Annotated in this window: 27 protein-coding genes; 18 read left to right on the forward strand and 9 right to left on the reverse strand. The window is 31.2% G+C overall.

Annotated features, from left to right (window positions below; translation table 11 throughout):
* Window positions 1-17 precede the first annotated feature (17 nt).
* The 3 genes from rpmA (at window position 18) to H574_RS0112160 (ending at window position 4,344) form a co-directional block, all read left to right on the forward strand.
* Complete coding sequence (gene rpmA / locus H574_RS0112150) at window positions 18-278, forward strand: 50S ribosomal protein L27 (protein WP_027880838.1); 261 nt, start codon at window positions 18-20, stop codon at window positions 276-278.
* 194 nt (window positions 279-472) lie between these two features.
* Window positions 473-3,331: a TonB-dependent receptor gene (locus tag H574_RS0112155; RefSeq protein WP_027880839.1), complete on the forward strand. Its 2,859-nt coding sequence runs from the start codon at window positions 473-475 to the stop codon at window positions 3,329-3,331.
* A complete protein-coding gene (locus H574_RS0112160) occupies window positions 3,331-4,344 on the forward strand; it encodes a phytase (protein ID WP_027880840.1) in 1,014 nt (337 codons plus the stop codon). Before H574_RS0112155 ends, H574_RS0112160 begins: the two co-directional genes overlap by 1 nt.
* 127 nt (window positions 4,345-4,471) lie before the next feature.
* Here H574_RS0112160 and ahcY read toward each other — a convergent pair whose 3' ends face one another.
* Complete coding sequence (gene ahcY, locus H574_RS0112165; RefSeq protein ID WP_027880841.1) at window positions 4,472-5,788, reverse strand: adenosylhomocysteinase; 1,317 nt, start codon at window positions 5,786-5,788, stop codon at window positions 4,472-4,474.
* A 133-nt stretch (window positions 5,789-5,921) separates the two neighbouring features.
* Here ahcY and H574_RS0112170 point away from each other — a divergent pair, with 133 nt between their 5' ends.
* From H574_RS0112170 to H574_RS0112205, 8 genes are all read left to right on the forward strand, one after another.
* A complete protein-coding gene (locus H574_RS0112170) occupies window positions 5,922-6,548 on the forward strand; it encodes a 4'-phosphopantetheinyl transferase family protein (RefSeq protein WP_027880842.1) in 627 nt (208 codons plus the stop codon).
* The gene (locus H574_RS0112175) at window positions 6,548-7,270 is read left to right on the forward strand and encodes a phosphoglycerol geranylgeranyltransferase (protein ID WP_036227638.1); all 723 of its coding nucleotides are present in this window, start codon (window positions 6,548-6,550) and stop codon (window positions 7,268-7,270) included. The genes H574_RS0112170 and H574_RS0112175 overlap by 1 nt, the downstream gene beginning before the upstream one ends.
* A gap of 1 nt (window position 7,271) precedes the next feature.
* Entirely contained in the window at window positions 7,272-7,532 is a 261-nt protein-coding gene (locus H574_RS0112180; protein ID WP_027880844.1) for a hypothetical protein, read from the forward strand.
* On the forward strand, window positions 7,516-8,148 hold the full coding sequence (gene pnuC, locus H574_RS0112185; RefSeq protein WP_027880845.1) for a nicotinamide riboside transporter PnuC: 633 nt from the start codon (window positions 7,516-7,518) through the stop codon (window positions 8,146-8,148). The genes H574_RS0112180 and pnuC overlap by 17 nt, the downstream gene beginning before the upstream one ends.
* The gene (locus H574_RS0112190; RefSeq protein ID WP_027880846.1) at window positions 8,109-8,690 is read left to right on the forward strand and encodes an AAA family ATPase; all 582 of its coding nucleotides are present in this window, start codon (window positions 8,109-8,111) and stop codon (window positions 8,688-8,690) included. The genes pnuC and H574_RS0112190 overlap by 40 nt, the downstream gene beginning before the upstream one ends.
* The gene (locus H574_RS0112195; protein WP_027880847.1) at window positions 8,674-10,227 is read left to right on the forward strand and encodes a DUF4301 family protein; all 1,554 of its coding nucleotides are present in this window, start codon (window positions 8,674-8,676) and stop codon (window positions 10,225-10,227) included. The genes H574_RS0112190 and H574_RS0112195 overlap by 17 nt, the downstream gene beginning before the upstream one ends.
* Window positions 10,227-10,634, forward strand: a complete 408-nt coding sequence (gene arfB, locus H574_RS0112200; protein WP_027880848.1) for an alternative ribosome rescue aminoacyl-tRNA hydrolase ArfB — start codon at window positions 10,227-10,229, stop codon at window positions 10,632-10,634. The genes H574_RS0112195 and arfB overlap by 1 nt, the downstream gene beginning before the upstream one ends.
* A gap of 332 nt (window positions 10,635-10,966) precedes the next feature.
* Window positions 10,967-13,096: a TonB-dependent receptor gene (locus H574_RS0112205; RefSeq protein WP_027880849.1), complete on the forward strand. Its 2,130-nt coding sequence runs from the start codon at window positions 10,967-10,969 to the stop codon at window positions 13,094-13,096.
* A 66-nt stretch (window positions 13,097-13,162) separates the two neighbouring features.
* Here the strand turns inward: H574_RS0112205 and H574_RS0112210 are convergent, their stop codons facing one another.
* The gene (locus tag H574_RS0112210) at window positions 13,163-13,606 is read right to left on the reverse strand and encodes a hypothetical protein (protein ID WP_027880850.1); all 444 of its coding nucleotides are present in this window, start codon (window positions 13,604-13,606) and stop codon (window positions 13,163-13,165) included.
* A 159-nt stretch (window positions 13,607-13,765) separates the two neighbouring features.
* Between H574_RS0112210 and greA the strand changes: the two genes are divergently transcribed.
* Both greA and H574_RS0112220 read left to right on the forward strand, forming a co-directional pair.
* Window positions 13,766-14,239 carry a transcription elongation factor GreA gene (greA, locus tag H574_RS0112215; RefSeq protein WP_027880851.1) on the forward strand — a complete coding sequence of 158 codons (474 nt, stop codon included), beginning with the start codon at window positions 13,766-13,768 and terminating at the stop codon, window positions 14,237-14,239.
* A gap of 108 nt (window positions 14,240-14,347) precedes the next feature.
* Entirely contained in the window at window positions 14,348-14,737 is a 390-nt protein-coding gene (locus tag H574_RS0112220; protein ID WP_027880852.1) for an HIT family protein, read from the forward strand.
* Here the strand turns inward: H574_RS0112220 and H574_RS0112225 are convergent.
* Window positions 14,728-15,078, reverse strand: coding sequence for a hypothetical protein (locus tag H574_RS0112225; RefSeq protein WP_027880853.1), 351 nt, complete (start codon window positions 15,076-15,078; stop codon window positions 14,728-14,730). The two genes, H574_RS0112220 and H574_RS0112225, sit on opposite strands and share 10 nt — an antisense overlap.
* A 2-nt stretch (window positions 15,079-15,080) precedes the next feature.
* Window positions 15,081-16,232, reverse strand: coding sequence for a sensor histidine kinase (locus tag H574_RS0112230; RefSeq protein WP_027880854.1), 1,152 nt, complete (start codon window positions 16,230-16,232; stop codon window positions 15,081-15,083).
* Window positions 16,233-16,353: 121 nt separating this feature from the next.
* Here H574_RS0112230 and H574_RS0112235 point away from each other — a divergent pair, with 121 nt between their 5' ends.
* The 3 genes from H574_RS0112235 (at window position 16,354) to aat (ending at window position 18,361) form a co-directional block, all read left to right on the forward strand.
* The gene (locus H574_RS0112235; RefSeq protein ID WP_027880855.1) at window positions 16,354-17,208 is read left to right on the forward strand and encodes a flavin reductase family protein; all 855 of its coding nucleotides are present in this window, start codon (window positions 16,354-16,356) and stop codon (window positions 17,206-17,208) included.
* A gap of 46 nt (window positions 17,209-17,254) precedes the next feature.
* Window positions 17,255-17,629: a DUF3127 domain-containing protein gene (locus H574_RS0112240; protein ID WP_027880856.1), complete on the forward strand. Its 375-nt coding sequence runs from the start codon at window positions 17,255-17,257 to the stop codon at window positions 17,627-17,629.
* A gap of 105 nt (window positions 17,630-17,734) precedes the next feature.
* On the forward strand, window positions 17,735-18,361 hold the full coding sequence (gene aat / locus H574_RS0112245) for a leucyl/phenylalanyl-tRNA--protein transferase (protein ID WP_027880857.1): 627 nt from the start codon (window positions 17,735-17,737) through the stop codon (window positions 18,359-18,361).
* A gap of 10 nt (window positions 18,362-18,371) precedes the next feature.
* Here the strand turns inward: aat and H574_RS0112250 are convergent, their stop codons facing one another.
* The gene (locus H574_RS0112250) at window positions 18,372-18,935 is read right to left on the reverse strand and encodes a DNA-3-methyladenine glycosylase I (protein WP_027880858.1); all 564 of its coding nucleotides are present in this window, start codon (window positions 18,933-18,935) and stop codon (window positions 18,372-18,374) included.
* Window positions 18,936-19,012: 77 nt separating this feature from the next.
* Between H574_RS0112250 and H574_RS0112255 the strand changes: the two genes are divergently transcribed.
* The gene (locus H574_RS0112255; RefSeq protein ID WP_027880859.1) at window positions 19,013-19,627 is read left to right on the forward strand and encodes a thioredoxin family protein; all 615 of its coding nucleotides are present in this window, start codon (window positions 19,013-19,015) and stop codon (window positions 19,625-19,627) included.
* A gap of 50 nt (window positions 19,628-19,677) precedes the next feature.
* Here H574_RS0112255 and H574_RS0112260 read toward each other — a convergent pair whose 3' ends face one another.
* From H574_RS0112260 to H574_RS0112275, 4 genes are all read right to left on the reverse strand, one after another.
* Complete coding sequence (locus tag H574_RS0112260) at window positions 19,678-20,394, reverse strand: hypothetical protein (RefSeq protein ID WP_027880860.1); 717 nt, start codon at window positions 20,392-20,394, stop codon at window positions 19,678-19,680.
* 72 nt (window positions 20,395-20,466) lie between these two features.
* Window positions 20,467-21,162 (reverse strand): tRNA pseudouridine(55) synthase TruB, encoded by a 696-nt coding sequence (gene truB, locus H574_RS0112265; protein WP_027880861.1) that lies wholly within the window; start codon window positions 21,160-21,162, stop codon window positions 20,467-20,469.
* 5 nt (window positions 21,163-21,167) lie between these two features.
* The gene (locus tag H574_RS0112270) at window positions 21,168-21,962 is read right to left on the reverse strand and encodes an undecaprenyl-diphosphate phosphatase (protein WP_027880862.1); all 795 of its coding nucleotides are present in this window, start codon (window positions 21,960-21,962) and stop codon (window positions 21,168-21,170) included.
* Between the two features lie 38 nt (window positions 21,963-22,000).
* Window positions 22,001-23,023, reverse strand: a complete 1,023-nt coding sequence (locus H574_RS0112275; protein WP_027880863.1) for a LacI family DNA-binding transcriptional regulator — start codon at window positions 23,021-23,023, stop codon at window positions 22,001-22,003.
* 116 nt (window positions 23,024-23,139) lie between these two features.
* On the opposite strand from H574_RS0112275, the gene H574_RS0112280 reads away from it, so the two are divergent.
* Entirely contained in the window at window positions 23,140-25,806 is a 2,667-nt protein-coding gene (locus H574_RS0112280; RefSeq protein ID WP_027880864.1) for a TonB-dependent receptor, read from the forward strand.
* Window positions 25,807-25,811: the final 5 nt, after the last annotated feature.

The following is a 25,811-nucleotide window of genomic DNA, read 5'->3' on the forward strand; positions in this document are numbered from 1 at the left end:
TTTAAAACCTTAAAATTATGGCTCATAAAAAAGGAGTTGGTAGTTCTAAAAACGGTAGAGAATCAGAATCGAAACGATTAGGTGTTAAGATTTTTGGTGGTCAAGCAGCTGTTGCTGGAAATATCATTGTAAGACAAAGAGGTAACACACATCATCCAGGTGAAAACGTATACCAAGGTAAAGACCATACGTTACACGCTCAAGTAGATGGTGTTGTAAAATTCACAAAGAAAAAAGATAACAAATCTTATGTTTCTATAGAGCCTTTTCAGGCTTAAGAATTTTTAGCCCAAAAAACAAAAAACCCTTTCTAATTTTAGAAAGGGTTTTTTGTTTCTTTAATATTACCTCATAGTTTTGTTAATATTAAAAAGCTTATTTTTTCATTTAAAAATAACTCAACCTTTAAGTTTATCTAAATTCACTTAGATGGGTATTTTATTATTTAGCGTTGAACAAAAATCAACAAAATATGAAATACTTTTACACCTTATTAATGCTGCTAACTATCTCTTTTAGTAGCTATTCTCAGTCAGGAAATATTCAAGGAACATTAACAGATGAAAATGGTATATCTATACCAGGAGCTACTATTTTAATAGAAACATTAAATAAAGGAGCAATCTCTAACTTTAATGGTAAATATACTCTAGTAGACGTGCCAGAAGGAAATTATACTGTATTGGTTAAATATTTAGGATATTCTGATGTTTCAAAATCTGTACAAGTAACAGCTAATACAACAACAACGCTAAATATAAATTTAAACTCAGAAAACACCGAATTAGAAACGGTTGTATTGACTGGATACGGTATTGGTAGTCAAGCAAGAGCTTTAAATGCTCAAAAAAACAAACAAAATATTACAAATATCGTATCTACAGACCAAATAGGTAAGTTTCCTGATGCCAATGTAGGAGATGCTGTAAAGCGTATACCAGGTATTACAATGCAAGTAGATCAAGGAGAAGCAAGAAATATTATTGTTAGAGGTTTATCACCTCAATTAAACTCGGTAACTCTTAACGGAAGCAGAATTCCTTCTGCAGAAGGAGATAATAGAAACATACAAATGGATTTAATTCCTTCTGACATGATTCAAACTATCGAAGTTAATAAAGCCGTTACACCAGATATGGATGCAGATGCACTTGGAGGATCTGTAAATTTAATTACAAGAACATCGCCACAAGGATTTAGATTGTCTGCAACAGCTGGTTCTGGTTTAAACTTTATTACAGATAAGCGTATTTTAAATGGTTCATTTTTAGTAGGAGACCGTTCTAACGATGGTAAATTTGGTTGGATGGTTTCTGCATCTATCAATGATAATGATTTTGGAAGTGATAACGTAGAAACAGAATGGACAGATGAGTTTGAATATAATACAGGAGTCCAAGACATAGAAGGTGATGATATCCTTGAAGAAGTAGATGTAAATCCTTACGCTAATGTTTTTGAAATTAGAGAATACTTAGTACAACGTGTTAGAAGAAGTTTTTCTGCAAATTTTGATTACGAGTTAGATAAAAATAATACGGTTTACTTCAAATCAATTTACAACTGGAGAGATGATCGCGAAAACAGATTTAGATTAGAACATGAAATATTAGATGGAGAAGATATTGGTTTAGGCGATTTTAATGTTGATAGCAATGGAAATTTAACCATGTTTCCGGTTGAGGCAAAAAGACAGTCTAAAGGCGGAATTGATAATAATAGAAATAAAAACAGGCGTTTAGAAGATCAACGTATGTTTAACTTTAGTTTAGGTGGAGATCATTTATTAGGTAATGTAGAATTTGATTGGATGGCTTCATTTGCTAAAGCATCTGAAGAAAGATTAAACGAGCGTTATCTAGAATACGAAAGCGAGTACATGGTTAACTTTAATAACAATCAAGATAAACCAAACTATTCACCAGTAAATGCTGCTAATTCTGATTTTTCAATTTTTACGTTTAATGAGTTATCAGAAGAAAATCAATATACAGAAGAAGAAGATTTTAACTTTTTTGTAAATGCCAAATTACCAGTTTCTATTGTTGAAGATAGAGATGGATTTTTAAAATTTGGAGTAAAAACTAGATTAAAAAATAAAAATAGAGATAACGATTTTACAGAATACAGTGATGCAACAGGAATGTTAGAAGAGTTAGGAATGATTCCTACAAAAAACTACTCTGATTCAGATTTCTTAGCTGGTAGTCAATATCAAATAGGGACATTTGCTTCAGAAGAATTTTTAGGAGGACTTAATCTTAACAACACAAACCTATTTGAAAGTGAAGATTTGCCAGAAGAATACATAACAGCAAACTACGATGTTAATGAAAACGTATATGCAGGATATGTTATGTTAAATCAAGATTTTTCTGATAAATTTAGCGTGTTAGCAGGTGTTAGGTTAGAGCATACTTCTATTGATAGTGAAGGTAACGAGTTGACTTTTAATGAAGATGGAGATGTAGACGGTATTCAAAAATTAACAGATAAAAATTCTTACACAAACCTTTTACCAGGTGTTCATTTAAAATATAACGTAACAGATAATACTGTTTTACGTTTTGCTTGGACAAATACTTTAGCGCGACCAAACTATGTAGACTTAGTGCCTTATCAAGAAATTAATAATGAAGATGAAGAGATTTTCTTAGGTAATTCAGAGTTAGACCCAACTACATCTATGAACTTTGATATTATGGCAGAGCATTACTTTAAATCTGTTGGTATAATATCAGGAGGTTTATTTTATAAAGATATTCAAGATTTTGTTTACGTAAGACAAACAGAAAACGAAAATGGTTATGAAGTTTACCAACCACTAAACGGAGATGGAGCATCGGTTTTTGGAGCAGAATTTTCATTTCAACGTCGTTTAGATTTCTTACCAGGTTTTGCTAAAAACTTTAATATTTATTTAAACTACACGTATTTAACTTCAAATACAGATGGTATTTATAACGAAGACGGAGAAGAGCGTACAGATTTAGATTTACCACAAACAGCTCCAAATATGTTTAACGGATCTTTAAGCTATGATGCTAAAAAATTCAGTTTACGTTTATCAGCAAACTTTTCAGACGATTATATAGATGAAATAGGAGGAAATGCTTTTGAAGACAGATACTATGACGAGCAGTTTTTCTTAGACTTTAATGCTAATGTTGCATTAAGTAAAAATCTAACCTTATATGCTAATTTAAATAACATTACTAACCAACCATTACGTTATTATCAAGGTGTAAAAGGAAGAACCATGCAAATGGAATACTACGAGAAGCGTTTAACCTTTGGATTAAAGTATGATCTATTTAAAAGCAAAAAATAATGAAACAATTTTTAATACTATGTTGCGCAATTACAATGGTAGCTTGCAAAACTAACTTACCAGTAATACCGCCAACATTAAAAACAGATAAAGTACCTCACGATAGTGATGATCCAGCAATTTGGGTAAACAAACAAAACCCAGAACAAAGTATAGTTTTTGGTACAGATAAAGACGAAGTTAATGGTGGTGTTTACGCTTTTGATTTAAACGGAAAACTAATTAAAGACAAAGCAATTACAGGTGTAAGTTACCCAAATAATGTAGATGTAGAATATGGTTTTAAGTTAACAGATAGTACTGAAACAGATATATTGATGTTTACAGAAAGAGAAAAAAATCAAATACGGTTATTTTCTGTACCAGATTTAAAGCCACTTGATAATGGAGGTTTTAAAGTATTTGAAGATGAAACTGATAAGCTTCAAAAAAGACCAATGGGAATTTCAATTTATAAAAACCCAAAAACTAATGAAGTCTCTGTATTTGTTAGCCGAAAAGCTGGTCCAAAAGAAGGTTATTTATACCAGTATGGATTAGAATCTGACTCGACAGGAGTTTCTACAAAATTACTTAGAAAATTAGGCACATTTAGTGGTCAAAAAGAAATTGAAGCCATAGCTGTAGACGACGAGTTAGGTTTTGTATATTTTTCTGATGAAGGTGTAGGTATAAGAAAATATCACGCCAACCCAAAAGATGGGAATAAAGAAATATCCATGTTTGGTTCTGAGTATTTTAAAGACGATATAGAAGGTATTGCTATAGCAACTTATCCTAACGGAGAAGGTTATATAATAGTATCTAACCAACAAGATCATACGTTTAACTTTTTTACAAGAAGTGATAATGCTTTCGTAAAAACTTTAAACTTAGGAACTTTAGAAACCGATGGTTGCGATATTACGACACAAGCATTAGGTGATAAATTTCCCAACGGATTATTTGTTTCAATGAATGATGAGCAAGATTTCTTTTATCATGCAGTAGATTCATTACAATTGAATAAATAATAATTTTTTCATAAATTAAGAAAACCCTTTCTTTAACAGAAAGGGTTTTTGATTTTTAAAATGTACAATAAAAAAATCCCAAACATTTCTGCTTGGGATTTGTAATTTTTCTGCTGTTGCAGAAATTTTAGTATCTATAGTGTTCTGGTTTAAAAGGACCTTCAACCGTTACACCAATATATTCTGCTTGATCTTGCTTAAGCTCAGTAAGTTCAACACCAATTTTTTCTAAGTGTAATTTAGCTACTTTTTCATCTAAATGTTTTGGTAGCATATATACTTCGTTTTCATACTTGTCAGAATGATTCCAAAGCTCGATTTGCGCTAATGTTTGGTTGGTAAAAGAGTTACTCATTACAAAACTTGGATGACCAGTTGCACAACCTAAATTTACTAAGCGTCCTTCTGCTAAAACAATAATATCATTACCATCAATAGTATATTTATCTACTTGAGGTTTAATTGTGTTTTTAGTGTTGCCATAGTTTTCGTTTAACCAAGCCATTTGTATTTCGTTATCAAAATGACCAATGTTACATACTATGGTTTTATCTTTCATTGCTTTAAAGTGCTCTGCACGTACAATGTCTTTGTTACCAGTTGTAGTAATTACGATATCGGCATTACCAACAACAGTTTCTAATTTTTTAACTTCAAAACCGTCCATTGCAGCTTGTAACGCACAAATTGGGTCAATCTCAGTAACTGTTACGATACTTCCTGCACCTTTAAAAGACGCAGCAGTACCTTTACCAACATCTCCGTAACCACAAACAACAACGCGCTTACCAGCTAACATCACGTCCGTTGCACGACGTATAGCATCTACAGCACTTTCGCGACAACCATATTTGTTATCAAATTTAGATTTTGTTACAGAGTCGTTTACGTTAATTGCAGGCATTGGTAATGTTCCGTTTTTAACACGCTCGTATAAACGGTGTACACCAGTCGTAGTTTCTTCAGACAAACCTTTAATACCAGAAGCTAATTCTGGGTATTTATCTAAAACCATATTAGTTAAATCACCACCATCATCAAGAATCATGTTTAAAGGCTTACGATCTTCTCCAAAAAATAAGGTTTGCTCGATACACCAGTCAAACTCTTCTTCTGTCATATCTTTCCATGCATAAACAGCAGTTCCTGCGGCAGCAATAGCAGCAGCAGCTTGATCTTGTGTAGAGAAAATGTTACAGCTACTCCAAGTAACCTCTGCACCTATAGCCTGTAACGTTTCAATTAAAACAGCAGTTTGAATGGTCATATGTAAACAACCAGCAATACGTGCGCCTTTTAACGGCTGCTCATTTTTATACTCTTCACGTAAACTCATTAAACCTGGCATTTCTGCTTCGGCTAATTCAATTTCTTTTCTTCCCCAATCTGCTAGAGACATATCTTTTACCTTATTAGGAACGTATGGGACTGTTTTTGTACTCATTTCTAAATTTTTTCTATGTTTATTAAAGGGCTAAACTTTGGTTTTAGTGTTTTAAAATAACTAAATTCGCTATATAAAATGCCAAAATCGCCTTAGGCGTTGCAAAGATAACTAATAACATTTAGAATATTAAATGCCTCTTTACAAATCCATTACTCCTAATAGCCAAACTACTGTTAAAATTTGGAAAATTGAAGAATCTTATGACGATTTACTATCGCCTTTAGACTTAAAACCAGAAAGTTTAACCAGAGTTTTAGGAATGAAAAGCGAGTTACATCAACGTGGTTTTTTAAGTGTTAGACACTTGTTACGAGAGTTTGGTTATACCGATCAAGATTTGTTTTATGATGAAAACGGTAAACCACATTTAAAAGACGGAAAGCATATTTCTATCACGCACAGTTTCACATTCTCTGGAGTTATTATTAGTGATAATGAAGTTGGTATTGATATAGAAATGCAGCGCGAAAAAATTACGAAAATAGCTAAGAAATTTGTCGACTACGAGTTTGAGTATTTAGATACTGAAGCTAAAGATTATATTAATAAACTAACAGTTATTTGGGGCATAAAAGAGTCTTTATATAAACTATTTGCAACACCAGGAATGTTGTTTAGAGAGCACTTTTTAGTCATACCTTTTTCTATTAAAGATGAAGAAACAGTGTGTTGGATTGATTACAATGGGCTAAAAAAAAGATACAACTCACACTTCTTAGAATTTGAAGGATTTACTTGCGCTTACGTTATTGAATAATGAACATTTACAATCATATATTACAAGCTAAAAATGACGGAAATAAACTATTGGCGGTGTTAATAGATCCAGATAAATTTCAGCTTAAAAATGCATTGCAATTTATAGATAAAGTCAATGAATCAATAATAACACATATTTTTATTGGCGGTAGTGAAGTAGGGCAAAACGTAACACAAGAGTTAGTAGAAGTGATTAAAATGCTTACCGATTTACCAATAGTTTTATTTCCTGGTGATGTCACACAAATTTCAAAAGATGCAGATGCTATTTTGTTTTTGTCTTTGCTTTCAGGACGTAATGCCGACTATTTAATAGACAAGCAAGTGCAAGCTGTACCTCTATTAGAAAAAACACAATTAGAAGTCATTTCAACAGGATATATTTTAATAGAATCTGGCAAAACAACAGCAGTACAGCGCGTTACAAAAACGTTACCTTTAAATAGAACAGATGTAGATGCTATCACAAACACAGCAAAAGCAGGAGAATTATTAGGTAAAAAGTTGATTTATTTAGAAGCTGGTAGTGGTGCTACTTACGAAGTACCGGTTGAAGTAATTGAATCTGTAAAAAATAAAATAGATATTCCGTTAATTGTTGGTGGCGGAATTAGAACAAAAAAACAAATAGAAAACGCTTTTATTGCAGGCGCAGATATGGTAGTTATTGGTACTGCTTTTGAAGAAAACCAACAGTTTTTTGAACAATTAAAACATTAGTATGCAAATATCAGTAGATTTAACCTTGTCGCCGTTACAAAACGATTATGAGTCACACATTATAGACTTTATAAAAACACTTAGAAATTCTGAATTTAAAGTACTTGAAAATCCTTTAAGTACACAAATATTTGGTGACTTTGATACGCTTATGCCATTTTTAAATCAAGCTATTAAAACATCTTTTGAAAATACAGATATTAGTGTATTAACCATGAAGGTTGTAAAAACAAACAGAAGCGATTATGAACCACATTTTTGATTTCTTTTTTGGTCAATATACAACTTATAATACTGTAGATGTTGTTTTAGAAATTATTGCCGTAATCTTTGGGTTTTTATCTGTTTGGTATTCTAAACAAAACAAAATTCTTGTCTTTCCAACAGGTATGATAAGTACACTAATTTTTGTGTATTTATTACTAAAATGGGAACTTTTAGGCGATATGATGATAAACGCTTATTATTTTATAATGAGTGTTTATGGATGGTATTTTTGGACAAAAAAGGTAGATCAAACTCATGTAACACCAATTTCTACAACAACCATTAAGGAAAAACAAGCTAGTATTGTTATATTTATTGCAACTTTAATTTTTGTTTTTACTGTTTATAAAACTTTTGATAAGTGGACAAGTTGGGTTGCTTATGTAGATGCGTTGACAACAGCTATTTTCTTTGTTGGAATGTGGTTAATGGCAAAACGAAAAATTGAAAATTGGATTTTTTGGATTATAGGAGATATCATTTCTGTACCTTTATATTTCTATAAAGGATTTACATTTACCAGTTTACAGTATTTAGGATTTACGGTAATAGCAATTTATGGATATTTAGCATGGAAAAAGCTCTTAAACAACAACCAAGCAATTGTATAAAAGTTGTGCTTTTTGGACCAGAAAGTAGTGGTAAAACGACCCTTTCTAGGCAATTAGCGCGATATTATAATTCGGTTTGGGTACCAGAATATGCACGCGAATATCTTCAAAATAAATGGAATAACGATCGTAAAACTTGCGAGCCTAAAGACCTTTTGCCAATAGCTATTGGTCAAATGCAATTAGAAAATACATTAGCTCAAAAAACAGATTCAGTTTTAATTTGTGATACCGATTTACTAGAAACTAAAGTGTATTCAGAAGAATATTATTCAGGTACATGTGATCCATTATTAGAAAAATATGCTTTAAAAAACACCTACGATTTATACTTTTTAACGTATATTGATACACCTTGGGAAGCAGATGATTTAAGAGATAAACCAGAAGAAAGACAAGAAATGTTTGAAGCGTTTGAAGCAGCTTTAATAAAATATAACAAACCATATGTTTTATTAAAAGGCGATAAGCAAACACGTTTAGCATTAGCCACCAAGCACATTAATCAATTATTAGCAAAGAAAGATGAAGTTAAGCCCTAAAGACCAAGAGTTATTAGAAAAAAAAGGAATTACTGTAAAAAAGCTAAAGCAACAATTAGAAACTTTTAAAACAGGTTTACCTTATATCAACTTAAAACGTGCAGCAACTGTAGGAGATGGTATTTTGAACTTAAACGATACAGAAAAAGAACAATTAATCTCGTTATATGATGCTTCTAAGGATAATATCGATGTAATTAAGTTTGTTCCTGCGTCTGGCGCAGCAACACGTATGTTTAAATTCTTATTTCAATTTTTACAATCATACCAATCTAATGACGAGAGTATTAATGCATACATTAACCGTAAAAAAGCATTAGATATTTCGTTATTTTTTATAGGTCTAGAAAAATTACCGTTTTACAACGATGTTATTCAACATTTAAAAAATACAAAACCGCATTATTCAAAATTAACTCTAGAAGAACAACGTATCGAGTTTGTAAAAGCTTTATTACAAGAAAATCAGCTTAATTATAGCTTTTACCCAAAAGGATTATTACCATTTCATAAATACAAAGATCATATTGCAACTGCTTTTGAAGAACATTTATACGAAGCAGCGTTATATGCTTCTTCAAATAAAAAAGCAAAAGTACATTTAACAATTTCAGACAAGCATCTAGAACTTTTTAAAGCAGAGTTTGAAAAGATTAAGGATAAAGTAGAACAAAACACAGAAACCAAATTTGATATTTCATTTTCTTATCAAAAGCAATCAACAGATACTATTGCAGTAAATAGTAAGGACGAAATTGTAAGAACAAAATCTAAAGAGTTATACTTTAGACCATCTGGTCACGGAGCTTTGATAAACAACTTAAACGATTTAAATGCAGATGTTATTTTTATAAAAAATATTGATAATGTTGTGGTTCCTAAAAGCAAAGAACAAGTTTGGAAACATAAAAAAGTCCTTGCAGGATTGTTGTTAGATGTAAAAACTAAAGCGTTTGATTATGCCAAAGCATTAGACGAAAAGGATCTAACCGAAGAAGAGTTAATAGAGATTGCAACGTTCTTACAAAATAAACTTAACGTAGTAATTTCTCAAGAATTTGAAAAGTACGCTAAAAAATATCAAGTAGAATATTTACAGAAAAAACTAAACCGTCCAATTAGAGTTTGCGGTATGGTAAAAAATGAAGGAGAACCTGGTGGAGGACCATTTTGGGTAAAAGATGAAGCTGCTAATATTTCTCTTCAAATTGTCGAAACAGCTCAAATAGACACCAAAGCAAAGTCACAGAAAAAAATACTTAAAAAAGCAACTCATTTTAATCCTGTAGATATAGTTTGTAGTATTAAAAATTATAAAGGTGAAGTGTATGATTTACAAAAATTTTTAGATCCAAAAGCAGCTTTTATAACAGAAAAAACCGTTAACGGTAAAAGTATAAAAGCATTAGAATTGCCAGGATTATGGAATGGAAGTATGTCTAACTGGAATACTATTTTTGTAGAAGTACCATTAGCAACATTTAATCCAGTAAAAACGGTAAACGATTTGCTTAAATCATCTCATCAAGTAGACTAATGTTGCCTTATCAAGAATTAGAAAAAGAATTTAACTTTAAAGCCATTCGTAGCTCAGGTAGTGGTGGGCAACATGTAAATAAAGTTGCTACAAAAATCGAATTAAGTTTTTCCGTTTCAGAATCTTTAGTATTAAATCAACACCAAAAAGCAATAATAATAGAAAAGCTTTATAATAGGTTAACAAAAGATCAAGTGTTAATTCTGCAATGTGGAGAAACACGAAGCCAACTTAAAAATAAACGAATTGCAATAAGTAGAGCATTTTCGATCTTAGAAGCAGCACTAGAGGTTAAAGCAGAAAGAAAACCTACAAAAGTGCCAAAGTCAGTTATTAAAAAGCGACTAAAAAACAAAAAAATACAATCCGAAAAGAAAGCAAATAGACGTAAACCTAACATTGATTAGTTTGGTATTATTTTAAAAAAGAACAATTTTATTTTCGGCTATTTTTAAATTAATTCTATAAAAGTTAGAATTCTTATTTTTATTTCAAAAAACCTATTTATCTTTGCGCCGTTCTCAAAAAAGGGGTGCTTTTTTGATTTAAGATATACTAGTCAAACTTAAATCATACAGGCTGAGATCATACCCAACGAACCTAGAACAGGTAATGCTGTTTAGGGACAAAGAATGGACAATCTTACAAGTAAAAACGTATGATTAACATTCAACAAATTAATTATTAATAGTAAAGAATAATTACCTCTTTTTATTCGATTATAAATTTCATAATCGTAATGAAAAATTTATTTCTTTTTTTAACACTTTTAGTGTTATCAGTCAGTGTTAATGCGCAACAAGAAAAGCAACAAGACACAACAAAAACCCAACAATTAGACGAAGTTTTAGTAAAAGCCGTACGTGTAGATGCAGACTCGCCAATCACGCACAGTAATGTTTCTAAAGCAGAAATCCAAAAGCGTAACTTGGGTCAAGATGTACCTATATTACTTAATTATTTACCGTCTGTTGTTACTACAAGTGATGCTGGAGCAGGTATAGGATATACTGGTATTAGAGTACGTGGTACAGATGCAACACGTGTTAATGTAACTATTAACGGGATACCTTATAATGATCCAGAAAGTCAAGGTACTTTTTGGGTTAATTTAGGTGATATAGCATCATCAACAGAAAGCATTCAGTTACAACGTGGTGTTGGTACATCTACCAATGGTTCTGGAGCGTTTGGAGCAAGTTTAAACTTGTTAACCGATGTGTTTTCTGAAGAAGCTTCTGCCGAAATTTCAAACAGTTTTGGTAGTTTCAATACAAGAAAACATACGGTAAAATTAAGTACAGGATTATTAAATGATCATTTTGAATTCTCAGGAAGGTTATCAAAAATAGATTCAGATGGATATATAGATAGAGCTTTTACCGATTTAAAATCTTACTTTTTACAAGGAATTTATAAAGATGAAAATACATTAATTAAAGCCTTAACTTTTGGTAATGTAGAAAGAACTTATCAAGCATGGTATGGTTTAACTAAAGAAGAGTTAGAAGAAGATCGTCGTCAAAATCCATATACTTATGATAACGAAACAGATAATTACTGGCAAGATCATTATCAATTACACTGGAACCAACGCTACAATAATAATTGGTCAACAAACCTAGGATTAAACTATACAAAAGGGAAAGGATACTTTGAGCAATATAAAGAAGAAGAAGCTGCAGCAGATTTTTCTAATTTAATAGAAGACGACTCAGATGTTATTGTACGTCGTTGGTTAGATAGCGATTTTTATGTACTTAATGCCAATGTAGTTTACAAAAAAGATGCTTTAGAGGTTATCTCTGGTATCTCATATAGCAGTTTTACAAATGACCATTTTGGTGAAGTAATTTGGGGAAGCGATTTAGCACCAAACACACAAATTAGAGATCGTTACTATGATGGTGATGCTACAAAAAACGACTTTAGTGTATTCTCTAAAGCTACTTTTAAACTAGCACCTAAATTTACAGGATTTGTTGATTTACAAGGACGCTTTGTAAGCTATAAAACCAATGGTATAAATTCAGATTTAAATGAATTTGTTACCGATGCAGATTTTAGTTTTTTCAATCCTAAATTAGGATTAACATATAAATCTTCAGAAAAAAATAGCTACTACGTATCTTATGCAAGAGCTAACCGCGAGCCAAATCGTGACGACTTTAAAGCTGGTGTAACAGAAAATGAGACTTTAAATGATATAGAGTTAGGTTGGCGTTATGCAAATAATAAAGTTAATGTAAATACTAACTTATACTACATGTTTTATCAAAACCAGTTAGTGCTAACTGGCGAATTAGATGATGTTGGTAGTCCTATAAGAGCTACTAGTGGAGAAAGTTATAGATTAGGCTTAGAAGTTGATGCTAATATTGCTTTTAATAGTAAGTTTAGTACGTCTTTAAACGTAGCAGTAAGCCAAAATAAAAATCAAGATTTTACAACATCATTAGACGGACAATTTGTAAATCTTGGCAATACAAATATCTCTTTTTCCCCAGAGTTAGTTATTGGTAACGCTATTAATTTTATGCCTACTAAAAATTTACAAATTTCATTCTTAAGTAAATATGTGGGAGAACAATATATGGGTAATATTGATAGTGAAAACTCTAAGTTAGATAGCTATTTTGTAAATGATTTAAACGTTAATTATCAAATTAAACCAAATAAACTATTTAAGTCTATCGTATTTTCTGGTTTAGTAAATAATGTGTTTAATAAAAAGTATGTTTCAAATGGATATTACGGTACATATGATGATACTTGGTCAGTACCTGGTCAAACAACAACTTTAGATTATGCAGGATACTATCCACAAGCCACAACAAACTTTTTGTTAGGAATGACTTTAAAATTTTAATTAGTAATTAATTACAAAAAAAAGCACCTTTTTTTAAGGTGCTTTTTTATTTTTCAATAAGTTTTTTTAATTGTTGTAAACGCGTATTACACTACCATTTACTTCAACAAAATAAGGTTTTAAACTAAAATTGCCGTCAGTACCATCAAAAGGAGCACCAGTTACAATGTTGTAACTATTGCCATCCTCACAATTACAAGTTGCAGTAATACCTTCAACAGTTAATCTAGAACAATCAGAAGGTGCATGGTTTGGATCTGTTAATTCAAAAGAAACATAATTGCCATTACCAACATTATAAATAACAATAGCATTATAACCAAAAGCGTTTAGCACTAAGTGGTTTCCAGCAAACTGTAAATCGTTATATTGAGGCAAAGATGTATCTATAGAGTTTTGAGTGTCAAAAGCAATATTAGGGATATAATTATTGTTGTTATTATCATCATCTTTTTGACAAGAAACACTAATAATAATAAGCGATACAAGTGCTAATAATTTGATTTTCATATTCTAAAATAAAAGTCTAAATTCTATACAAATTTACAACAATAAGTAGCGTAAAATAAATATTTTGTATATTTGCTTAACAAAATCTCGTGCATGCGAGATTTTTGCGTTTTACGCTGAAATTTTTTTCAGCGTCTTTTTATTTAAAACGAAATAACTATGAGTAAAGTATCTTATTATACAGCAGAAGGTTTAAAAAAACTAAGAGATGAGCTTAAGCAACTTAAAGATGTAGAACGCGTAAAAGCATCTAAAGCAATTGCCGAAGCAAGAGATAAAGGAGATTTAAGTGAAAATGCAGAGTATGACGCCGCTAAAGAAGCGCAAGGTATGTTAGAGATGCGTATTTCTAAATTAGAAGAAGCTTTAGCTGGTGCGCGTTTAATAGACGAGTCTCAATTAGACACATCAAAAGCACTGGTGTTATCTAAAGTAAAAATTAAAAACCAAACCAATGGTATGGAAATGGTTTACACGTTAGTAGCAGATGGTGAAGCAGATTTAGCATCAGGAAAAATCTCTGTAAATAGTCCAATTGGTAAAGGATTGTTAGGTAAATCTGTTGGTGAAGTTGCCGAAATACAAGTGCCAAGTGGTATTATGAAATTTGATATTATCGAAATTTCTAGATAAATAATATTTCGCTTTCGCGGAAATTAAAAACAAAATTCCTGTGTATTCTGAAATATGTTTTCAGTTTGGCAGGAATCTTTTTTATATTTAAATTATAAATTAATCAATATGGCTTCAATATTTACAAAAATTATAAATGGTGAAATCCCGTGCTACAAAATTGCAGAAACAGAAGACTTTTTTGCCTTTTTAGATATCAATCCTAATGCTAAAGGACATACGCTTTGTATTCCCAAAAAAGAAGTTGATAAGATCTTTGATTTAGATGAAGCTACATATATAGGCTTAATGCAATTTTCTAGAAAAGTTGCTATAGCTATAGAACAAGCAATATCATGTAAGCGTGTTGGTGTAAGCGTAATCGGTTTAGAAGTACCTCATGTACACGTACATTTAATTCCCTTAAACACTATGGAAGATGCGCGCTTTATTAGTAAAGAAACACTTACTAAAGAAGATTTTGAAGCAACTGCAAAAGCAATACAATCTTACTTATAAGAGCTGATTAAAAACGTAACTAAAGCAGCAATTAAAACTATAGCTACTACTATTAAAATCAATGCAAATGGTTTTAGTTTTAAGTAGTTTTTTTTTGGCGTAAATGCTTTTAATTGATACTCATAAACACGCTCAATGTCATCAGTCCATTGTACAGGGAAGATTTCAGTTTCACAAGTGTTACAATATAAGCTATGACTTATTTTTTGAGTCAAAGTTTTGTGAAGTGTCGTTTCTAAAAACTCTTGTTTAAAAGTAAGTTGTAATCCAGAGTTGTTATAACATTCTGGACAGTTATTTTTTAAAACTACTTGTTTTATTGTAGCATAACTTTTACGCATAATTAAACTGTTTTTAGAGAAATTAACATGGTTGTTCCAACACCAATTTCTGATAATTGTACTTTTATTTTTCCGTCATGAAAATCTTCAACAATACGTTTTGTTAAAGATAATCCCAATCCCCAACCACGTTTTTTAGTGGTGTAACCTGGCTCAAAGATAGTTTTAAATTCTTTTTTAGAGATGCCTTTACCAGTATCACTAACTGTAATATCTACATATTTTTGATGTGGCGTAATTTGAACTCTCAAATTCCCTTTTCCTTTCATGGCATCTATCGCATTTTTAACCAAGTTTTCAATACTCCAACCGTATAATTGTCTATTTAAATTTACATAAATTGGTGTGTCTGGAGCATCAATACTAAAGTTAATCAATTTTGAGGATCTAGACTTTAAATAACTATAAGCATCTTTAGTTTCTTCAACAATATCTAATTGTTCTAACGTTGGTAAAGAGCCTATTTTACTAAAACGTTCGGTAATAGTTTGTAATCTATTTATGTCCTTTTCAATCTCTTTAATATATTCTGGATTAGTGTTTTCGGTCTTTAAAATTTCTGTCCAACCAATTAAAGAAGATAGCGGCGTGCCAATTTGATGAGCTGTTTCTTTTGCCATTCCTGACCACAATTTGTTTTCGGTTGCGTTTTTAGAACTTTTGTAAAAAAAGTAAACAACTGCACCAAATAGTAAAATGATCAACAGTAGCGCTAATGGATAGTATTTAAGCTTGTTTAATAAAGGAGAATTTCCGTAGTAAAGCGTAGATAAAACTTTGTCTTTGTATTTAATTTCGATGGGTTTATTTTCTCCTTTAAATTGTTCTATTAAAGATTTAAGGTAAGTTTCGTCTTCTGTTTCCTTTTCATCTATGTTATTAAAGTCCATCGTTCCATCTTCGTTAACTTTAATCATTGGAGTAGTGTTATTACTTTCTAAAATTTTTAGGGGTAAATTGCCAATATCTCCATTTAAATCCATGTTCTGGATAATGTCTTGTTGAGCAAAAGACCAAATCTCCATTTTTTTGCGTTCTTCTTCTTTAAATTTTTGAAAGAACACGTAGGTATTCCATAAAATCAAAGAGATAATTCCAAAAGACGCAATAATAATAATCCAACGTACTAGCTGACGATGTTTAGTAAAAAACATGATGGTTAATTTTTGTTGTTAATATAATGCAATTCTGTTAATAATATTGTGAGAGTTACCCATTAAATTGCTTTTAGTTGCGTGCCAGATTATGTACTTTTGTACAAAATAAACAAGTAGTATGTTATCATTTTTGCCAAAGGATTTAGAAACACCAAAACTACACAGTTACCTACTTAGCGCTGTGGCACCAAGACCAATCGCGTTTGCAAGTACAGTAGATAAAGATGGAAGACCAAACCTATCACCGTTTAGTTTTTTTAACGTATTTAGTGCAAATCCACCAATATTAATATTTTCTCCTGCAAGACGTGTTAGAGGCAATACCACAAAACATACTTTAGAAAATGTAGAAGTTACAAATGAAGTCGTAATTAATGTGGTAAATTATGATATTGTACAACAAATGTCATTAAGTAGTACAGAATATCCTGAAGGTGTTAACGAATTTGAAAAAGCAGGGTTAACCATGCTAAAATCGGACATTGTTAAACCTTTTAGAGTGGCAGAAAGCCCAATACAAATGGAGTGTAAGGTTAATGAAATTGTTAAGCTAGGTACAGAAGGTGGTGCAGGTAATTTAGTAATATGCGAAGTGGTTAAAATGCATATTAATGATGAGGTTTTAGATGAAAATGGAGCTATCGATCAAGTAAAATTAGACTTAGTATCAAGAGCAGGAGGTAGTTTTTATAGCAGAGCAAAATCTGGTTTTTTTGAAATACCAAAACCTTTAAGAACCTTAGGTATTGGTGTAGACGCTTTACCAGAACATGTAAAAAACAGTAACATCTTAACAGGTAATGATTTAGGTTTATTAGCAAATGTAGAAACATTACCAACAGAAGATGCTATATTAGCATTTAAACAAAAACATGATTTATCAAAATTAAATCTAGAAGAAAAACACAAAAAAGCACAAGATTTTTTAAGTTATAATGATGTAGAAAGTGCTTGGAAAATGCTATTATTGTAAAATAGCAATATAAATTTAGACGAATATTTAATAATTATAGAGAGAAATGGAAGTACAAGGAAAAGTAAAATTAATTGGAGAAACACAGACTTTTGGAAGTAATGGGTTTAGAAAAAGAGAAATAGTAGTAACTACCGAAGAGCAGTACCCACAACATATCATGATAGAGTTTGTTCAAGATAAAACAGATTTATTAAATAACTACCAAGTAGGACAAGATGTAAAAGTTAACATTAACTTACGTGGTAGAGAATGGGTAAATCCACAAGGTGAAACAAAATATTTCAACTCTATTCAAGGTTGGCGTATAGAAGCTGTTCAAGCAGGTTCACCACAAGGCATGCCAGAAGTGCCACCAGCACAAGCTTTTGAACCAGCAAATAATGTAAACGAAGAAGAGCACGACGATTTACCGTTTTAAACATATTTCGATTTCGCGGAAATAAAAACCCTCAAAACCTATTTGGTTTTGAGGGTTTTTTGTCAAATTCATTTTAAATATTTATTTTAAGTAAAAATAATTGCATTGAATTTTCTAAATAAACATCACTTTTTTCCTCCAGTATCTCAAGCAACAGAAGATGGTCTTTTAGCTTTTGGTGGCGATTTAAGTCCAGAACGACTTTTAGCAGCTTACCAAAACGGAATTTTTCCTTGGTTTGAAGATGATAATACTATTTTATGGTGGTCACCAGATCCTCGATTTGTTTTATTTCCTTCTAGGTTAAAAGTATCTAAAAGTATGAAACAAGTGTTGCGTAATTGTAATTTTGAAGTGACCGTAAATAAGGATTTTAATGCGGTTATTACCGAATGTGCTAAAGCAAAACGACCAGGTCAAGACAGTACATGGATTACCAACGGAATGGTAGAGGCTTATAACACATTACATCAACTAGGTTTTGCTAAATCTGTCGAGGTTTGGCAAGACCAAAAACTTGTTGCTGGTTTATATGGTGTCGACTTAAATAATGGTGTGTTTTGTGGTGAAAGTATGTTTACCAAAGTTAGTAATGCTAGCAAAGCTGGTTTTATCACTTTTATTCAAAATAGTAATTACAAATTAATAGATTGTCAAGTTTATACCAATCACTTAGAAAGTTTAGGTGCAGAAGATATTTCTAGAGATGAGTTTTTAAAATATATAAAATAACTACATTTTACTAAACTTGATTATACCTAAAACAATCAATCTCATGGTCGTTAACCATACCAGTTGCTTGCATATGTGCATATATAACAGTGCTGCCTACAAATTTAAACCCTCGTTTTTTTAAATCTTTACTTAAAGCATCACTTATTGGTGTATTTGCTTGAGCTTCTTTATAATTTTTTACTTTGTTTTTTATAGGTTTTCCGTCTACAAAAGCCCAAATGTATTTACTAAACGATCCAAATTCTTCCTGCACTTTCATAAAAGCTTGTGCATTGGTAACTGTAGCTTTAATCTTTAGTCTATTGCGTATAATACCTTCATTTTGCATTAATTCTTCAAGTTTCGTTTCATTATAATTTGCTATTTTTTTGTAGTCAAAATCATCAAAAGCGACTCTAAAATTTTCGCGTTTACGCAACACAGTAATCCAACTCAATCCAGCTTGAAATGTTTCAAGAATTAAAAACTCAAAAATGGTGTCGTCATCATAAACAGGTTTTCCCCATTCTTGGTCATGATAGGCTTCGTATAGTGCATCACCAACGCACCAACCACATCTGTGTTTTGTCATTGTAAGGTTTTTAAAAATATACTACTAATGTAACAACAGTTACTAAATTATCCTAAAAGTTGCTGTAATTTTAGACTATGGAAACAACACAATTAGACTTAGCAAATGTTATAGAAGAGAGCTTAAAAAAAAGTCTTTCTTATCAAGATTATAGAACTTTATTAAGCAGGTTAGTAGAAGAGAATGCTACTACAGGTACTAATCAATCTGAAGCATTAATTAATTATACAGCGCTTAACGATAGACGTATGAAGCGCTGGGATAAAACGGTAAAAATTAGTGAAGCCGATAAAATAACTATTAAAAATGCAACAGTAAATCAAACATGGATTGTTCTTACCGAAAGTTGGTGTGGCGATGCAGCACATGTAATACCTGTAATTAATAAGGTTGCCGAGTTAAATACTGGTATTAATTTGCAATTGGTTATGCGTGATGAAAATGAGCAATTAATGGATTTGTTCTTAACCAACGGAGGTAAATCAATACCTAAACTTATTCAGTTTGATAATACATCAAAAACAGTTTTAAATAGTTATGGACCTAGACCAACAGAAGCTACCAAGCTGGTTAATGATTTTAAAAAGATACACGGTACGTTAACTGCCGAATTTAAAGAAGATTTACAACGTTGGTACAATAAAGATAAAGGTCAAAATGTGATTAAAGATTTAATAGAATTGATATACTAATAACGTCAGTTCGAGTGATTTTAAGGCACGAAAAATTGTTTCGAGAACTTTTATTGAAATTCAAAAGTAATAGTACCTATTTGTGAAGTTTTATTAGCACTGTTAAATCTAGCTTCTTTTGCATACTTTAAAGCGTAGTCTTTTAAACAAGCATTATTAGAAGTTGATGCAGAATTGGTGCTAACTTTAACCACGTTTCCGTTTTGATTTACTGTAATATTTACTACTATTTTTCCTCTTGCATCGCATAAATAAATAGGAACAGGTAAAAATTGATCTATACGACCTTTTAAAGAATAATAGACATTACTGTTGGTATTTGCGACATTGCTTTGTGCTGCACTTTGATTTTTGCTACGTTTAGAAAGCACACTATTTACACTATTAAAACTGGTTATAGTTTCTTCAGAAATTGAAGAATTACCATTGCTTTTAGATGTTGAAGTCTCCTTAATTACTTCATTTTTATAAGTTTCTAGTTTAGGGTTTTTATAATCTTTTGGTGGCGCTATAGGTTTGTAAGCTTGTGCGTAATGTTTATAATTTTCGGTGGTATTAAAAGCTTTATTTGTAGTGTTAGAACTTTTGTTTTGTGATTCAATTTCAGGTATTTGTTCTTTTATATCTTCAATAGTTTCTACTTCATAAAATGTTTCAGCTTGCGCATTATCTAACTTAAAAATAGTTGTATTAAAAATTGAAAGTACCAATGTACCCACAATTAAAAAAGTTATAGCTAATGCCTTATGTGAATTGTTAAACTGCATGCAAACAAATTAATAATTAAGCTTGATTTGTTAGTAATTAATATACGCAGCTATATATTGAAAAGACGTTTTTTATTCCTTTTTTGGCAAATTTTTAATAAAATCTTCGATAGAAAGTCCATTCTTTACATCAAAATCACCAATTTTTGTACGTCGTAATACTGAAAGATGAGCGCCAGAATTTAAAGCTTTTCCAAAATCGTTTGCTAAAGACCTAATGTAAGTACCTTTGCTACAAACTACTCTAAACTCTAAGCTTAAACCGTTAATTTTAGTGATTTCAAAAGCTTCGATGGTTACTTTTCTAGACTTAATTTCTACATCTTCACCAGCACGAGCAAATTCATAAAGACGCTTTCCATCTTTTTTGATGGCTGAAAATACTGGTGGATATTGATCAATTTCACCAATAAATTGTTTGGTTGTTTGGTGTATTAATGCTTCAGTAATATGATCGGTTGGATAGGTGTTGTCAATTTCAGTTTCTAAATCAAAAGAAGGCGTTGTGCTTCCTAAAACAAAAGTGCCAGTATATTCTTTAATTTGACCTTGAAACGTATTTATTTGCTTAGTCATCTTTCCGGTACAAATCACTAATAGACCAGTTGCTAATGGATCTAAAGTACCAGCATGACCAACTTTAATTTTTTTTATGTTAAAGGCTTGCCTGATTTCCCAACGTAGTTTGTTAACAACTTGAAAAGACGTCCAATTTAAAGGCTTATCTATTAATAAAACTTGTCCTGATTTGTAATCTTCTCCTGTCATTTTTTCTAATTTAAAAATGAATATGTTATAGCAATTAACCCAACAATAGCACAGTAGATAGCAAAGTAAGATAGTTTACTTTTTTTAACTAAACGTATCATCCAAGTACAAGCAAATAATCCAGAAATAAATGCAGCTATAAAACCTATTGAAAGCGCCGTAATGTTTTGAGATTCTAAACTTAAATCTCCACTTAACACATCTTTAGCAATTTTACCAAAAATTAAAGGCACAACCATTAAAAACGAAAAACGTGCAGCTTTTGTTTTGTCATTACCCAACAAAACAGAGGTCGAAATTGTTGCGCCACTTCGAGAAATACCTGGAAGCATTGCTATTGCTTGAGAAACACCAATTATAAAGGCATTACTAAATGAGACGTTTTTATTAGTGTTTTTAGCTTTATCTGCAAAAAATAAAAGAATAGCCGTAATTAATAACATAAAGCCTACTAATAGGATGTTTCCTCCAAAAAGTTGCTCTAATTGCTCTTCAAAAAATAAACCTACAATTACTGCAGGCAACATAGATATTGCAATTTTTGAAGCAAATTGTAAATCGTCGTTCCATTCAAATTTTAAAATGCCTTTTAAAAGCAACCAAATGTCTTTTCTAAATACAACAATGGTACTTAAAGCAGTGGCAAAATGAAGTACAACAGTAAATAATAAGCTTTCTTCAGGAATACTTTTATCACCTAAAACAGCTTTTCCTAACTCTAAGTGACCACTAGATGATACCGGTAGAAACTCGGTTAAACCTTGTATAATTCCTAATAAAATTGAATCTAAAACCTCCATTTAAATAAATTAATTGGCCAAAAGTAAACATTTGTTTTTTAAATTTTGAAGCTAGAATCTCTAATAATCAAGTTTGTTTTTATTTCTATAGTTTTATTGACGTTAATTTGATTAGTGCTGTTTATTTCTTCAATTATTTGTTTTACTGCTGTAGATCCTATTTTTTGTCCAGGTTGGTCTATTGTTGTTAATTTAGGCTCTATTATCTGTGAGTTTGTAGAATTACTAAATCCTACTACAGCTATATCTTCTGGAATTTTTATACTAAGTTTTTTTAAAGTTTTAATTACTCCAATAGCGGCACTATCCGTTATAGCAAAAATTGCATCTGGTTTTTCTTTTAAGGATAGTAATATATTGGTCATTCTCTTTCCCTGATGCATAGAAATGTCTTCTACACTTAAAACTATTTTATTATCTAATGGAATATTATTTTCTTTTAAAGCTCTTAAATAACCATGATACCTTTTTTCAGAAGTAAAAGAATATTCTGTTTCTTTAATAATTGCAATTCTTTTTTTTCCAATGTTAATTAAATGTTCAACTGCATTAAAAGCAGCTTCCTCTTCATTAATAACTACTTGTGTACATGGTATTTTGTTAGAGGCTTTGTCAAATAAAATAAGAGGTACAGTATTTAATACTTTAAGAATATCATCAACATCTTTTGTCATCTTAGAGATAGACATTAGTACGCCGTCTACACCAAATTGTAACATAGTATTTAGCATTTCGGTTTGCTTTTTTACATCATTATTAGATTCTGATATAATGACTTTATAACCTTGAAGATTTGCTTCTTCTAAGATTCCTCTAATTAAAGTAGTCGTAAAATAATGAGTAATATTAGGTACAATTACCCCTAAAATGTTACTTCTGTGAGATCTAAATCCTTTAGCAAATAGATTGGGAACATAATTTAAATTTCTTGCAAGGTCTTTTACCTTTTGTTTAGTTTCTATACTTATATCTGGATGATCATTTAAAGCTCTAGAAGCTGTAGATGGAGAAATATTTAGACGTTTAGCTAGGTCTTTTAAGGTAATTATCTTTTTTTTCATGTTTATTTATGCAATCGTTACCGCAATCGTTTGCGTACGAATCTATTAATTTTTTTGATAAAAATTTAACTATTTGATAATATTTTAGCCTCACTAACACAAAATATATAACTAACATGAAAAAATTTTTACTTACATCTTTAATGATGATTAGTATTATTTCTGCCTTTTCTCAGACTGTCATTAAAGGAAAAGTTTCAGATGCAAATAATACGCCTATAATGGGAGCAAATATTATTATTAAGAATAGTGACTTTGGAGCTGTTACAGATTTTGAGGGTAATTTTACGTTTACTACAAGTTTGACAGGTCAACAGACTTTACAAGTGTCTTACGTTGGTTTTGATACTTTTGAACAAAGTATTGATTGTAATAACAGTGAAGTGAATATTAACGTTGTTTTACAAGAAGGAGAAAATGCATTAGAAACAGTTGTACTTACAGCGTCTTCTACTTTTAGATCTCAAAAAGAGACACCAATGTCTATAAGCTCTGTTAAACAAAAGGACATTACAAAGTTATCTGCAAATAGCCAAGCAGATGTTTTACGTAGTATTCCTGGTATTACAGCAGAAGGTGGTGGAGGAGAAACAGCTACTAATCTTTTTGTAAGAGGTTTACCTTCTGGCGGACAATACGTATTTAATCCATTACAATACGATGGTATGCCATTAATGAGTACGTTTGGTCTTAACTCTTCTGCTCATGATGTGTATGCAAGACCAGATTTAGGATTTAAAGGTGTAGAATTTGTTAGAGGTGGAGCAGCAGTTTTATACGGTGCTGGTTCTGTAGCAGGTATTATTAATTACACTAGTAAAACAGGAGATTCTAATGATGAAAATATCCTTAATTTAGAGTATGGTACAGATGGAAGATTAAAAACTGAATTCTACTCTGGAGGACAATTAGGAGGAGAAGACTCAAATACTTACTACGCAGTAACTGGTTTTGTTAGAAAAGACGAAGGTCCTATAGATACAGGATTAGATACTAGAGGATTTCAATTAAGAGCTAATATCAAACAAAAATTTGATAAAGGATTTTTTACAGTACATGGTCAGTTTATAAATGACCGCGCACAATTTTTTATGCCTTTACCTCTTCAAGGAGGATCAAGAGAGCGATTAAATGGTAATGATGGTGATGAGGTACAATCTTTATTAACAGGAGAATTGGCTAACACATCTTTTTTAACACCTGGCGGAAATTATGACAGCCCTATAGGAGATGGTGTTTACACTAAAGGAGGATATATTTTAGCAGACTTTAATTACGATTTAACAGATAATTTAAAATTTAAGTCTAAAGTAAAATATGCTAACTATCAACACAATTTTGCTTTATATGTTGGAGGTAACGGTAATTATGGTAATCCTATTACTTTATCAGATTATGTGTCTGCTGTGGCACCAAATAACATAGATTATACTGCAAATTATTTAGGTGGATCAGGACAACAAATTAATGGTAATGATTTAGTAATTGAAAATTTACACATTGATAGATTAAGACCAATGACAGACTATTCTGGAGAGGCTAATTTAGTTTTTAAATCAGAAAACGGTATACATACTTATACAGCAGGTACATTCTTGGCACGTACAGAAGCAGAAGATGTTAATTATCAATATAGAGTACTTTCAGAATTTAATAATAATCCACGTCTTATAAACTTAAGTTATACAAATGCTGGTGGAGATAATGTTATTTACTCTCAAGGAGGTTTATATAACAGAATAGGTATGACAACTAATAACTTTTTAAACCAAAGTAGAACAGCATTTTATATTACTGACGAGATGGTTTTAGATAAATGGCGTTTTGATGTTGGTTTTAGAATAGAATCTACAAAGGGAACATTTAGAAGAGGAAACTTAGCAGAAAGCCAAGTTTATGATGATGCTAATTTAACTTCAGATCTTCAAAACGTAAGATATACAGACGGTACATTTACAACAGGTGAAATTGAAGCAACAGATTGGGCTGTATCACTTGCAGGTTTATATAAACTAACAGCAACTACAAATTTATACGCTAACTTCTCAAGAGGATTCTTTTTCCCACAACAACGTGGTTTTGCACCAACACCAGGAATTAGAGACACAAATTATGACGCTGAAACAATTTTACAAGGAGAAATAGGAGCAAAATTTGGTACATCTAAGTTCTCAGGTTCTGCTGCAGCTTATTACGTAGGGTTAAGTGATCGTATTAGAATTGATCAAGCAATTGTTAACGGAGAGTTAGTAGACCAAGGTCGTAGCGAACAATCTACAAAAACATTAGGACTAGAAGCAACAGGTAACTATAAAATAACAGATGCATTTACAGCATCAGCAACATTAACGTATCAAAATCATGAAATTACAACAAATCAAACAGAAGATTTAGTTAATGGTGGCATCACTACAATTAACGAAGGAAATGAAATAGGAAGGCAGCCTAACTTTTTAGGATCGTTTGCTCTAAATTATGACAATAGCCAGTTTGACGCTTTATTTTCACTTAACCATACTGGTGCAAAATTTACAGACGATACTAATAACGTAGAGTTAGACGCAATCACTATAGCAAGATTAGGTGCAGGATATACTTTTAAAACTAAAGACAATAGTAATTTAAGAGTTGGATTCTCTGTATTTAACTTATTTGATAGTTCTGGACTTACAGAAGGAAATCCAAGAGCTGGTATTGCAGGACAATCTGCAGATGGTGACTTCTTTTACGGAAGACCAATATTACCAAGACGATTATTTATTACCACTACATTTAATTTCTAAAATTA

The organism is Mesoflavibacter zeaxanthinifaciens DSM 18436 (genome assembly GCF_000422365.1).
In the GTDB taxonomy this organism is placed as follows: domain Bacteria; phylum Bacteroidota; class Bacteroidia; order Flavobacteriales; family Flavobacteriaceae; genus Mesoflavibacter; species Mesoflavibacter zeaxanthinifaciens.